The sequence below is a fragment of the Lachnoclostridium sp. An169 genome (assembly GCF_002160525.1).
Classification (GTDB): domain Bacteria; phylum Bacillota; class Clostridia; order Lachnospirales; family Lachnospiraceae; genus Mediterraneibacter; species Mediterraneibacter cottocaccae.
The window spans coordinates 1-13,548 of record NZ_NFKT01000058.1; the positions used below are offsets into that span (position 1 = coordinate 1).

9 protein-coding genes and 1 pseudogene are annotated in these 13,548 nt (G+C 48.4%); 5 read left to right on the forward strand and 5 right to left on the reverse strand.

Translation table 11 applies throughout. From position 1 onward, the window contains the following. Positions 1-586: pseudogene (locus tag B5F07_RS23240) on the forward strand (hypothetical protein); the annotation flags it as partial. An 80-nt stretch (positions 587-666) separates the two neighbouring features. Here the strand turns inward: B5F07_RS23240 and B5F07_RS21680 are convergent. From B5F07_RS21680 to B5F07_RS21695, 4 genes are all read right to left on the reverse strand, one after another. Further along, entirely contained in the window at positions 667-1,341 is a 675-nt protein-coding gene (locus B5F07_RS21680; RefSeq protein WP_087163271.1) for a helix-turn-helix domain-containing protein, read from the reverse strand. 310 nt (positions 1,342-1,651) lie between these two features. Continuing rightward, on the reverse strand, positions 1,652-1,993 hold the full coding sequence (locus tag B5F07_RS21685) for a hypothetical protein (protein WP_204248882.1): 342 nt from the start codon (positions 1,991-1,993) through the stop codon (positions 1,652-1,654). 102 nt (positions 1,994-2,095) lie between these two features. Beyond that, positions 2,096-2,530 (reverse strand): GNAT family N-acetyltransferase, encoded by a 435-nt coding sequence (locus tag B5F07_RS21690; RefSeq protein WP_087163273.1) that lies wholly within the window; start codon positions 2,528-2,530, stop codon positions 2,096-2,098. Positions 2,531-2,642: 112 nt separating this feature from the next. Further along, on the reverse strand, positions 2,643-3,200 hold the full coding sequence (locus tag B5F07_RS21695; RefSeq protein WP_087163274.1) for a uridine kinase family protein: 558 nt from the start codon (positions 3,198-3,200) through the stop codon (positions 2,643-2,645). Positions 3,201-3,467: 267 nt separating this feature from the next. On the opposite strand from B5F07_RS21695, the gene B5F07_RS21700 reads away from it, so the two are divergent. Continuing rightward, positions 3,468-4,757: a uroporphyrinogen decarboxylase family protein gene (locus B5F07_RS21700; protein ID WP_087163275.1), complete on the forward strand. Its 1,290-nt coding sequence runs from the start codon at positions 3,468-3,470 to the stop codon at positions 4,755-4,757. 141 nt (positions 4,758-4,898) lie between these two features. Here B5F07_RS21700 and B5F07_RS21705 read toward each other — a convergent pair whose 3' ends face one another. After that, a complete protein-coding gene (locus tag B5F07_RS21705; protein WP_162613198.1) occupies positions 4,899-6,176 on the reverse strand; it encodes a hypothetical protein in 1,278 nt (425 codons plus the stop codon). Between the two features lie 147 nt (positions 6,177-6,323). On the opposite strand from B5F07_RS21705, the gene B5F07_RS21710 reads away from it, so the two are divergent. From B5F07_RS21710 to B5F07_RS21720, 3 genes are all read left to right on the forward strand, one after another. Continuing rightward, the gene (locus tag B5F07_RS21710) at positions 6,324-7,199 is read left to right on the forward strand and encodes an AraC family transcriptional regulator (protein ID WP_162613199.1); all 876 of its coding nucleotides are present in this window, start codon (positions 6,324-6,326) and stop codon (positions 7,197-7,199) included. Position 7,200: 1 nt separating this feature from the next. Continuing rightward, complete coding sequence (locus B5F07_RS21715) at positions 7,201-9,228, forward strand: glycoside hydrolase family 31 protein (protein ID WP_087163278.1); 2,028 nt, start codon at positions 7,201-7,203, stop codon at positions 9,226-9,228. Positions 9,229-9,551: 323 nt separating this feature from the next. After that, on the forward strand, positions 9,552-13,548 hold a 3,997-nt coding region (locus B5F07_RS21720; RefSeq protein WP_087163279.1), incomplete at its 3' end, for an Ig-like domain-containing protein.

The following is a 13,548-nucleotide window of genomic DNA, read 5'->3' on the forward strand; positions in this document are numbered from 1 at the left end:
TCAGGCAGAGAAAGAACTGGCGGCAGCAAGGGACGCACTGGTGCCGATCGAGGAGGAGAATCCGGGTGAACCGACTGATCCGACCGATCCGGAAGAGCCAACCGATCCGGAAGAGCCGACCGATCCGAGTGACCCGACGGATCCGACCGATCCAGAGGATCCGAGCGACCCGAGTGACCCGAGCGATCCGAGTGACCCGAGCGATCCGAGTGACCCGAGTGATCCAAGCGATCCGAGTGACCCGAGTGATCCAAGCGATCCGAGCGACCCGAGTGATCCGAGCGATCCGAGCGATCCAAGCGATCCGAGTGGCCCAAGTGACCCGAGCGATCCAGGCAATCCGAGTGATCCAGGCAATCCGAATAATCCGGGAGATTCCGATGACGGGAATAATCCGGGAACAGACAACGGCAATTCGGCAACATCGGATCAGGATGGACAGAAGATGCCGGATGGTCAGAACGGTCAGAACACCGTGCAGACCGGAGATACAGCCCCGGTTGCGGCAGCGGCAGCAGCAATGGCACTGGCGGCAGTGGCAGCAGGAGCAGTGATTGTAATAAGAAGAATGAAGTTCAGAAGATAATTATGCTGGACAAGCAGAAGAGCCTGTCTCCCGTAGTATTGGGGGCAGGCTCTTTCTTTATATCGGGGACCAGTCTCTTTCTACTTAAGAACTTCGATCTTTTCATCCTTGGTCCCGGGATTTGTTTGTCTGACCGTATAAAATAATGTTTTGTGCACAACCATATTTTCGCCATAAGATTTTTCATAACTGAATCTGGGGACCTGATGAAATTCCGTAACTGCAATATAATCTGAAACAGTAAATATTCCGAATAATACAAGGATACATCCGGCGACGCACAATATCCGTGATCTTCTTTTCAGCAGCACAGACTTAATCCTGAAATAGATTCCTGCGGTTAAGATAAATCCGCCGATAATCGCATAAATGCTTCCCCAGCTGCTTTCATTCGGAAAGACTGCCAGAGCAGAAATGATAATAACTATGCCGAAAATCATAAGGAAAACACTTATTATTTTCTTTTTTTCTGTAGTAAGCTCATTTTTACTGTATTCCGCCATTTTGAGCGCAGTAGCTTTTGTTTCCTGATTCATTTTCTCACTTTTCCTTTCTCCATCGATTATTTCAGGTATACTGACCTGATAGAATTCAGATAGTTCAACCAGTAAACTGATATCCGGCATATTGGTTCCCGTTTCCCATCGGGATACGGTTCTGCTGGATACATTCAATGTTTCCGCTAACACCTCCTGGGTTATATTTTTTTCTTTCCTCAGTGTTTTCAAAAACCGGCCGATTTTTTTCTGATCCATTTGCAATACCTCCTTAATCAACAGAGTACGCCGAAAGGTGATATATTTACACGACATAAAGTGAGAAAAAGCCGTGTTTTCAGACCCGACACGATTGTCCGGGTGCGGATCTTTGCTCTGCTGAGATATTCAGCTCTAAAATTTTCGATTCATTGATATTCATACTACATTATAAATACTGCTTCTCTCCGTGGTTGAAGAGGGAAGCAGAAGCTAAAAACGGGCACAGCGTGTCTCCACATTACGGGGACAGGCTGTGCCCGCAGAATTTCAAATATTTTGCCAGGTTGAGTATATGAGAGATTTCGGCTTATTGGAGCACATGCATATGATTGGACTGTTGGGATTCCTTTAACAGTCCTTTCACTTCATCAGTATCCAGGTCAAGAACTTCGGCAATTTCTTCCAGAGATTTTCCTTTTCCTGCCATGTTTACGGCCAGTCGCATTAATGTCTCATGCGCTCCGCGTCGTTCTGCACTCTGCATCTGTGTATTATAGTCGTGAAGCGCGCGTTCCCTTGCCTCATATTCCAGGCGCTTTTTCTCGTCCAGGCTCAGCTTTTTCAGTTCATTATAGGCTTCTTCAATATATTCGTCTTTCTTTGCCATATTCTCGAACTCCTTTTGGCTCTTCCCACTTAAGAAACGCATCCAACGGATCAGGCCTTCTTCGTTCTGGTCCTCTGACGGTTGGAGTGCATAGTACACTCTTGTTTGTTGGAAATGCCTAAAATTTTCATAAACCCCAATATGTCAAATCCATTGTATAAAGGCTGTTTTATCTTCACTATTATAGCCCGCATTTCGATAGAATTGGAAAGTTGCATTCTTCTTGGAGCCAGTTAGTAACATAATCTTATAACATTTCTTTTTTATAGCAATTTCTTTCGCATAATCAAGGCATTTTGTCGCAAGTCCTTTTTTCCTATATGCTTCATCTGTAATGACATTTTCTATTAAAGCATATGGCTGTTGGTTGTGTGTTAGATTAGGAATAATTACGCAGACACAGGAAGAAACTATTTTACCGTCTTCTTCAACTACAATAACATGATGATTATTATCTTGCACAATTTGACTCCAAAGTTTTAATAATTCATCTAAATTTATGGTGACTTTGCTGTTATGTAATTGTTTATACAAATGAAGCAATCCATTTAAATCGTTTTCAGCAGCTTCTCTGACCATTACGATCTCTCCTTAAATTGGTCGATTTCTACGATATATATTTTAACATCATCTTGTGAGGTTTTCTATTATTTACTATTTATATGAACAAGTCGTCTTTATTTACCATATTCTAGAACCCCAGTATACTGTCAATATAAGCCTGGACCATGCGAACCGGGATATCAAACGATTTTGCTCCGTTGAAGATCAGATCGGCATAGATCTTTGTCGGCGCTGAGTAGATCTCTTCCTGGAACTTCGCTGATTCGGTAAAGTATTCTGCAATCTCATCCATTTCCATATGGAAGAGCTCCATATTCCGCTTGATGCGCCGGTAAAGACGAAGATCGATATCCGTATCAACAAAGATCTTCAGATCCATCATTTCTCTTAGTTCTTTGTAAATGAAAATATATGCTCCCTCGACCAGGATCACGCCGCTCTCCTCCGCGGCGGCTGTTCTGACATCTGAGAGCAGATTTTCATAGTTTAAAGACTCCGGGCTGTTCCAGTCGTCATATTCTTTTTGGGTGAGCGGGGAGATCATTTTTGGAAGCTCCTTTTTGAAATAGTGGTCCGCGTGGATGATCGCGGTCTTTCTCTCTGACATTTTTGCAAATTCTCTGCAGAAATGAGTCTTTCCACTTCCGGAACCGCCGGATACGCCGATCACGATTTGTTTTTTCATTTTTAAGATTCTCCTTTTAAAATATTTTGCATCTAAAGCTTTTCTGAATATAGGGATTACGGGTGTGATGAAGATATTTTATATTTATCATTTCCGGCATATTCTTTCAATACGAATTTGTACGACTGTATCGATAAAGTATAGATTTTCCCTGATTTTACATTATTCGGAGAAACCATCAGAAATCGTTGTTGAAGTTCCAGACGGGAAGTGATGAAATTAGAATCAGGAAAGTGGCGGTATATGCCAAGAAGGAGGCAGAGAAAAATGACGACCAGCAGAGAAAGATTACAGCAGACATTAAATCATCAGGAGCCGGACAGGGTTGTGATGGATCTGGGGGCAACGGCGATCTCAGGTATCCATGCCAATGCCCTTGCAGGCCTGCGGGATGCACTGGGGCTGGAAAAGAGGAAAGTAAAGGTGTGTGAGCCGCTTCAGCTTCTCGGAGAAGTGGAGGAGGACGTGCGTCAGAAATTACAGGTGGACTGTGTGGATGTGTCAAACGGTTACAACATGTTCGGATTTTCCAATGCGGGGAGAAAACCGTGGAAACTGCAGAATGGACTGGAGGTTGACGTACCGGAACAGTTTAACACGACAAAGGGAGAAGATGGAAGAGTCTATCTCTATCCGCAGGGTGATAGAGGCGTGCCGCCTGCGGCGATGATGCCGAAAACGGGATTTTTCTTTGACAATATCGTGCGCGGGGGATGTACCTGCGACGAGGCGGAGGAGCGGAGCGCCAGAGAGGATTTTAAAGACGACTTCGGGCTGCTGACGGATGATCAGCTGAGGTTCATGGAGGAGAAGTGTAATTACTACTATAATGAGACAGAATATGGCATCGTTTACAGCAGTGCGATTGCTTCACTGGGAGATTTCGCGCTGATCCCGGGACCGAATGTAAAGCACCCCCAGGGAATCCGCGACCTGGCAGAGTTTATGATGGCAGCCACGATCTGCCCGGACTATATCCATGAACTGTTTGAGATGCAGACAGATTATGCGATAAAGAACGCGGAGCTGATCTATCAGGCATGCGGAGATAAGATTCAGGCGATCTATGTGTCCGGTGCGGATTTTGGCATTCAGACGGGACCGTACATGTCGTTGGACTGCTACCGGGAATTCTACAAGCCGTACCACAAAAAGGTGAATGACTGGATCCACAGCCACACAAAGTGGAAAACGTTCTTCCACAGCTGCGGGGCGGTCGCGGATTTCCTGGAAGATTTCCATGAGATCGGCGTGGATATCCTCAATCCGGTACAGCTCTCGGCGGTGGGCATGGACGGAAAGATACTGAAAGAAAAATGGGGAGACAAGTTCGTCTTCTGGGGAGGCGGAGTTGATACGCAAAAGACGCTTCCTTTCGGTACTCCGGAGGAGGTATACCGCGAGGTCACGGAGAGACTGGAGCTGTTCTCAAAGGGCGGAGGCTTTGTATTCAATACGATACATAATATCCAGGGAAATGTACCGGTGAAGAATCTGCTTGCGATGTTCCGGGCTGTGGAGGATTTCAGAGACGGCGAAATCAGAGGCAGGAAATAAAACTCCCTTGAAAAAGTTGCGAATGTACACTGGTTGAAGTAAAAGCAGTCAGCGGAAATGCCAGGAGTATCCGGCCAGATCCTGACACTTCCGCTCTATATGGAAATTCTGCTGACTTCGTTATGAAAAGCCTGTGGTTTCTTATGAGAAGTTCTCAATCTCCTCCCGGGCGATCCGGTTCCAGACGACCAGGTTTTCCAGGTTATAGTCTGCGGTGCTGATGTCTTTCAGGAGAAGTTCGCAGGGAGTATTGTTTTTCCGGCAGGCAGACAGCAGTTCCCTCAGTTCCCTGCGGATCAGGTCAGGGTTGGAAGCTGCACAGGGAAGGTTTGCCGGGTTGGGCTTTGCGGAGATTACGTATTCATTTCCCACGGTCTCGGCAGCCACATTGATGTCCGCCCAGGGGGTGATGGAGATCTTCCGCAGGTGGGGGATCTTCTTTACAATGTCGATCTTTTTGTCCAGAGGCTCGCAGCAGCCGTAGTACACAAGACCGAAGGGGGCAAGTGACTTGCAGGCGTATTGGATTTCAAACTCATCGTGCATCTCCGGGGAAACGGTGGCAAGAATCTGGGCGTAACCGCGGCCCCAGACATTTTCCAGACGGATATGGCAGTGATCGGTGATGCTCCCGGCTAGCTTACGGGAAGCGGCACTGGAGGAATGGATGTAGTCGCTGTCACCGTTCAGGAGCCCGAGTTTCTCGTACTGGCGGGCTGTGTCCATGAAAATGTCGGTCAGTTTTTGCATCATCTCCGGTTCATCTACCAACGCATAGAGCAGATCTTCCGCGCCCATCAGGGTGGAAATGATGTCCCAGACGCCGTGTCCCAACCCATATCCGGTGCTCTCCCCGACCAGTTTCACAGGGATGATATCAGCGATGGCGTCGCTGATCTTGTGCAGGGTGCGAAGCGATGCTTCCGAATCATAAGTGATGACCGGAGCGTGGAGCTTTTCCAGATCTTCCATGCTCGTGAACTGATTCTCGTATCTGTGCGCGACCACGCCGTTTGCCCGGTCTGTCAGGCGGATCTCTTCTTTGACTTCCACGCCGATCCCTGTGCTGTGGATGACTTTGCCCACCGGGAAATAAGGCTTTACGATCATGTCACCGGGAAAATAGGTGTGCTGAAAGATGATTTTGCGCAGATAATCCTCAGCCGCGCGGAAATCCGGATCCTCGCACCGCAGTGACAGGGAGCCGTCCACATTCAGCTCGTGCCAGGGCAGTTCGCTGATGAGCACAATGGGACGGAGCGGATGGAGATCGTTTAAGGAAGCGTGAAGCTCCCACATATGTTTCTGCGAGTTTTCGTAAGCGATGGCAGCGTATTTGGCTGCGAGTTCGCGCAGAATGGCGGTATCATTGTGCAGAATGGCAGTATCATTGCGCAGAATGGCAGTATATCTGTTCATTTGGAATCCCTCCTGTTGACGAATAAACGGTTCGGTGTACAATGTTTACTGATAAGTATTATTATAGAAAGAATTCGAAGAAAGGGCAGAAAGAAATTTGCGAAAAAACGTGCATTTCTTGCGGTGCCCGGAAGTGTGGCATATAGTATGAGAGAAGAAACATTTTATCACTACAGCTTTTTTAAGACGCCTTCCCGGGCGGCGGAAAAATGTCTGATCGTTTCTGACGCCATGGGCTATACGGCGGATCCGGAGTTTCGGATTGACCGCAAAACATTTTATAATTATCTTGCTTTTTATGTCTGGAAAGGAACATTTTACATTCACCAGTATGGCAGGAGTTATACGCTCCATGCGGGAGAGTGCGGAATTATGAACCTGATGGAAGCCCATGTATATTATTCGGATCCGGAGGATAACACACATCTGCTGTGGTTCCACTTCCGCGGGGCAGGGGCGGACCCGCTGATCGGGCTGCTCAAAGAAAACGGACAGCTCCCTTATATAATAGAAGAAACGGAGAAGGGAGAACGAAGAAAACTGGCAGACCGTTTCTTTGAGGCATTTGCTCTGACAAAGGACGGCGCAGGAGAGACAGAGATCGGGGCGCATCTGTACGGTACGGTTATGGAGATCCTGCGGGGCTATGATTTCACCCGGCAGGAAGACCGCAGAATGCCCCGGGAGCTTGCCGGGGCTGCGGGATACATGGACGGGCATCTGGGAGAAGATCTGTCCCTGGATGAATTGAGCAGGAGCGCAGGGATGGGAAAATATCATTTCTGCCATCTGTTTAAGAAATACTACGGGACAGCTCCCATGCAGTATTTCAAAAGCAGGAAAATGGAGGCTGCCCGCAGGATGTTGGAGAACACTGACGACAGCATTGATGAGATCGCAGAGAGGCTCGGCTATATGAATCCGGGGCATTTCCGGAGGATGTTTAAGAATTATTTCGGGCTTCCGCCTTCCCGGTATCGGGGGAAGAGGGAAGAAACAGGCGCGGGAAAGAAAGGAGAATAACATGATTTATCAGGAAGGAAGAAAACTGATCCGGATCTGGAAGGGGGAAAGACTCCAGATCGAAGCATTCCACAAAAACAGCCTTCGGGTGAGGGCAACAAGGCTGTCCGGAATACAGGATGAGGACTGGGCGCTTCTTCCGCCGGAAGAAGAGATGCAGCCGGAGATAACCATTTTTTATAAAGAGAATGGGACGGAAGAGGAAGCGGAAGAAAAGAGAAAAGTCAACTCTGCCGTGATAAACAGGGGAGACTCGGCAAAGATGGCCAATGGGAAAATCAGCGTTGATGTGACCAAGGAAGGAAAACTGGTTTTCCGGAATCAGAAGGGAGATATCCTCTTGGCAGAGTATGAGGCGGACCGGAGCACAAGCCTGGGGATCCGGTCGAGAGAGCTGAAAATGCTTGCAGGCGGGAATTTCCGGGCAAGTATGAAGTTCGCGTCAGACCCGCAGGAAAAACTGTACGGGATGGGGCAGTATCAGAACGGAATCTTCAATCTGAAGGGGAGTTTTCTGGAGCTTGCCCAGAGAAATTCCCAGGCGTCCGTGCCTTTCGTGTACTCCAGTCTGGGATACGGGTTCTTCTGGAACAATCCGGGGATCGGACGGGTATCCTTCGGGAAAAACATGACGGAGTGGGAAGCGCAGAACACAAAGCAGATCGACTTCTGGATCACGGCAGGGGACAGCCCGGCGGAGATCCTGCAGCAGTACATGGCGGTGACAGGAAAACCGCCCATGATGCCGGAATACGGTCTGGGATTCTGGCAGTGCAAGCTCCGCTACCAGACCCAGGAAGAACTGCTTGAGGTGGCGAGAGAGTATCACCGCCGGGGAATCCCCCTTGATGTGATTGTGGCGGATTTCTTTCACTGGACTCTTGAAGGAACCTGGGATTTTGACCCTAAGTACTGGCCGGATCCGGAGGCGATGGTCCGGGAACTGGACAGCATGGGAACCCGGCTGATGGTTTCGGTATGGCCCACCGTGGCAGTGAATGCGCCGGATTATAAATATATGGAAGAAAACGGATTTCTCGTGCAGACGGAAAACGGCGTGAAGATCACCATGCTGATGATCGATCCCACTTCGTTTGTGGATATGACGAATCCGGATGCCCGCAGGTTTGTGTGGAACCGGCTGAAGAAAAATTATTATGACAGGGGAATCCGCCTGTTCTGGCTGGATGTGGCGGAACCGGAATACTCGAGCTATGATTTTGAAAATTACAGATACCTTCAGGGACCGGTTACAGAAGTGGGAAATATGTATCCGCTCTGGTATACAAAAATGGTATATGACGGAATGAAGGAGGCGGGCGAAGAAGAGGTCGTAAGTCTTGTGCGCTGTGCCTGGGCGGGAAGCCAGAGATACGGGGCACTTGTCTGGTCGGGAGATATTCCTTCTACCTTTGAATCGCTGAAAATCCAGATCGTCTGCGGACTGCAGATGGCGATGGCGGGAATCCCCTGGTGGACTACGGATATCGGAGGTTTTATCGGAGGAGATATCCGTGATCCGAAGTTTCAGGAGCTTCTGATCCGGTGGTTTGAGTACGGCACATTCTGTCCGGTTATGCGGCTCCACGGAAACCGGAAGCCGTACAGAGAACCCATCGGATGCAACGGCGGCGGAAGATGCGCCAGCGGTGCGGAAAACGAGATCTGGTCCTACGGGGAAGAAAACTGCGGGATTATGAAAAAATACATCGGGATCCGGGAAAGGATGCGTCCGCTGACACGGAAGCTGATGGAGGAGGCGAGCAGTACGGGAGCACCCGTGATGCGTCCGCTGTTCTATCATTTCCCGGAGGATGAAAGAGTATGGGAGATCAGCGACGAGTTCCTCTTCGGGGAGAATCTCCTTGTGGCTCCGGTGACAGAATATCTGCAGCGGGAGCGGGATGTGTATCTGCCTGCCGGAGCAGGATGGCAGGAACAGGAGACGGGACGGATCTATGAAGGCGGGCAGACTGTGAGGGCGGACGCTCCTCTGGATGTGATTCCGGTGTTTGAGAGGATTGGTTAAAATTTACGGTTCCCCGGTTGTGTGCGGGAATAATATGGCTGCTATATGGGGCAGAGACACTGTTTCTACATATATATTTACATATATATACAGCGTAGTGCAGTGCCTGCCCCATATCTGTTTTTAGAAACTGTACAAAAAGAAGAGCGATTGACCGGATTTTGTATATATTAATCAACAGGTGATATTGTACGGGTGACACGGAAGGGAAATTAGATAGTAATATTTGACCAGAAAAGAAACATAACACAGGATTTCATAGTTGTAAATAAACAAATACTCTTCCTATAATAATCTCACCATATTCAAGAAAGGAGATATCTATGGGAAGAAAAGGAATGATTTTCAAAAGGGCGCTGGGATTTTTCCTTGGAACAGCGCTTGCCCTGCAGCCGGCAGCTGTTATGGCGGCAGAGGCAGAAGAGTCCGGAGCGGACGGTATACTCTTTCAGGACGATTTTTCAGGAGAAGAGCTTGATCCTGCCTGGCAGCTTTATTCGACAGGAGAGTATACCCTCGAGCAGGACACGCCCGGGGAAGGACAGGTATTCCATATCAGGGGTACTCCATGGGATGGAAAGGCATCTGTGATGATCGGTGAGACCGGATGGGTGGATTATTCGGTAGAGATGGAATTTACACTCAATGAATGGACCATGGAGGATGCCGGGATGGCGGCTTATGACTGTGTCGGCATCGTCGGCAGGAAGCAGGAAAGTCAGTGGCTGTGTTTTTATTACAGAAGGGCAGATCAGGAACTTGAACTGAACAAGAACTACGGGAATGCGGGCCACGTACTGGAGACAGCAGACTATGAAATGATTCCGGGGACAGAGTATAAAATGAAACTGGAATTTGCCGGAACAGCTGTAGCAGCCTATATTGCAGAAGCAGGAGAAGATTACGGCGCGGCGGTACTTAACTATGAAGATGACGGCAGCAGCGGACCGACTCTGGAATATGGCGGAGCAGGAATCGAGGTGGGCGGAGCCGATATTTCGGTGAGTCGTTTCACGGTAAATGGAACATACAGGACTATTCCGGTGGAAAGTGTCACTTTGAATAAGGACAACATCGAACTGGAAGCAGGGGGAAGCTTTGATCTGAAAGCAGAAGTACTCCCGGTGACAGCTACGGACAAGTCCGTACTCTGGTCCACGGATAATGAAGATGTGGTTTCTGTAGATGAAAATGGCAGAGTTACCGCACTGGCGGAAGGTACCGCGGTAATTCGCGCGGCTTCGGTTCAGAATCCGGACAAGTATGCGGAATGTGCAGTTGAAGTATGGGAGACGCTGCCGTGTGAGACATTCTTCTATGTTTCAACAGAAGGCTCCGATGATAATGATGGTAGTGAAGCGCAGCCCTTTGCTACGATTGAAAAGGCAAGAGATACGATTCGCGCCATGGAAGAGATTCCGGATGGGGGCGTGACCGTCTACATTATGCCCGGTGAGTATAATCTGCAGGAAACGCTGATGTTTGAACCGGAAGACAGCGGAAGGAAAGGGAGCCCGGTGGTTTATACGGCTTATGACAGCAGCAATAAACCTGTGATAACAAGTGGACAGGAGATTACCGGTTGGGAGCCGGCAGATGAGAACCTTCCATATACTTCCGAAAAAGCAAAAGGACATATCTATGTGGCTGATATTGAGAAGGGATGGCGTTTCCATGACCTGTACATAGACGGAGTGCGCCAACAGGTATCAAGGCAGACGAACAGTGATAGCTTTAAGAGCTGGATCAAAATTGATACGGCGATCAATGACAATGCAGATCCGGTGTTCGATGAAGAAAAAGGACACAAGATCTATTTTGGTGATAACAGTCTTGAAGGACTTCCATCGAATGGAGACATTGAGGTCAATCTGATGGCGGTCGGCTTCTGGAATGCGCTTGCCGTACTGCGGGACTTCGATTATGAAGAAAATTCAGCATATTTGAATTCCTATAATCCGCTGTACTTTATGGACGGATCTATCTTCGATGATTCGGCAGGTACTTACAACATCATGAATGCCTATAAATATATCGATGAACCGGGAGAATGGTGTGTGGATTCGGAAAACGGAAAGGTATATCTGTGGCCGGAAGACGAGGAGCTGGATATGCAGCAGATCATTGCTCCGAAAGCATACAGAATCGTTGAGTTCAACGGAGACAAGGAAGCAGACGGATTTGAAAATCTGGTTGAATATGTTACGTTGAAAGACCTGAGCTTTTCTTATACAGACCGGCTTCCGGAAGACCAGTTCCCGGAGGACTGGGTAAAAAGAAACTGTGAGAATCCGGACGCTGCCATCTATATGGACGGGGTACAGGGCTGTACAGTGGAAGGCTGTGTGATTAAGAATACGGGGACATATGGAATAGCCCTGTACCATTATGCGCAGAATAACAGGATCGCAGGAAACTGCATAACGGGAACCGGAAGCGGCGGCATTGAAGTGTTCGGCTATGGAGCAGGAACACTTGATATCAATAAAAACAATGTGATATCCCGCAACTATATTTCTGATCTTGGCCTGGCACCGTATATGCACGCGGGGGCGATCAGCCTCTTTGGAAGCAATAACAACCTGATCGAGCTGAATAAAATAGCAAATGTTCCGTATTCCTCCATATCTATCGTCGGGACGAACAAAGAAGTGATGAGTGGATTTTCCCAGGAGAAGATCAAGCATTTCGGAGTAGATTCCTATGGAAACTTCTTCGGACAGTACGGAGCAAGATATGAGGAACTTGATCCGGTCCGCCTGGAACTTCATCCGGACGGCGGAGACTTCACAAGAGAAGAAGCAAAGCAGTTTAAGCATGACGGCAACAACCTTGTACGCCACAATATTACGGAAGAATACATGATGAAGACAGACGATGGCGGCTGTCTGTATACATGGGGCTGTGATAACGGAAATGTCTTTGAGGAGAATATAATCTACAAATCAGAGTCCGGACATGGGTGGGTATATCCGCTCTATATGGATGACGAAGTAGACGGCGTACGCCTGGAAGGCAACCGGATCTGGGCGCCGCAGACTAGTACGGTGGATAAAGGCACGAATGAGTGGATCTACAACAAATCCTCTTCGGATATGGAAAAGCCGCCGGAAGGATATGAAGAACTCTATAATACGATCACGGCAGAAGCTGCAGCAGCGGGAGGATGGCTCACCGATCCGTCAAAGACTGTGGCGACATCAGACGTGACGGTAAAACTTGGGGAAAAGACAGATCTTGGCGAAGGACAGACAGCAGAAGGTACCGTTACATGGACATCTTCCGATCCGTCTGTTGTGATGGTAAACGCAGAGGGACAGGCTGTCGGCATGGCAGGAGGAAATGCTCTTGTAAAAATGCTGTCGGACGGTGTGGTACAGGCAAAATGGAATGTGACAGTTACGAATAATGTGGCTCTTAGCAGGGAACTGACAGTTTCTTCGCATACAGACTGGGCAACGGAACAGAAGGAATGCCTGGTAGACGGAGATGAAAGTACAAAGTGGTGTTCCGCTACGATTAAAGACGGAACTCCGCAGTGGGCTGTTGTGGATCTGGGAGAAGCTAGGGATATAACAGGCTGGCGGGTTGTGCATGCAGCTGTTGAGGGAGCTGACAAGGTGACATATGAATTTAAGCTTCAGTATACGGAAAAAGAAACTCCCGACGGAGCAGCGGATGGTGACTGGATTGATGCAGATTCTGTGACAGGCAACATAGATGCAGTGACGGAGCGGAATCTGGAGAACACAATTCATACAAGATATGTCAAACTTTATGTGACAGAACCGGTACAGCTTTCCCAGGCAACAAAAGTTACCAGAATTTATGAACTGGAAGTGTATGGACAAGACACTCCGGTAAGTATAGGAACTGTGGATGCAGTGACGGCTCCGGAGACACTCTGTGTTCCGAAAGGAACGGAATTTGAAGACCTTGCTCTGCCAAAGCGTGTAGAGACAGTACTGGAAGACGGGCAGAGATATCAGATTCCGGTAACCTGGAATTCTGAGGGATACGAGGCGGATGCAGATGGAACTTATACACTGTTAGGAGAATTCCGGTACGCGGAGAGCGAGATGGGACTTGATAATCCGATGAATCTGAAACCGGAGATCAAAGTGGCTGTCGGAACAGGGAAATCTGTGGATAAAACCCTGCTTCAGAAGACCGTCGAATATGCGCTGTCACTGAGCACAGAAGGCGTGACGGATACCGCAAAGGAATATTTTGAAAAGGTTCTGGCAGAAGCACAGCGTGTACTGGCGGATGAAAACGCAGACGCGGATGAAGTCAATACGGCATGGGACAGCCTCCTGG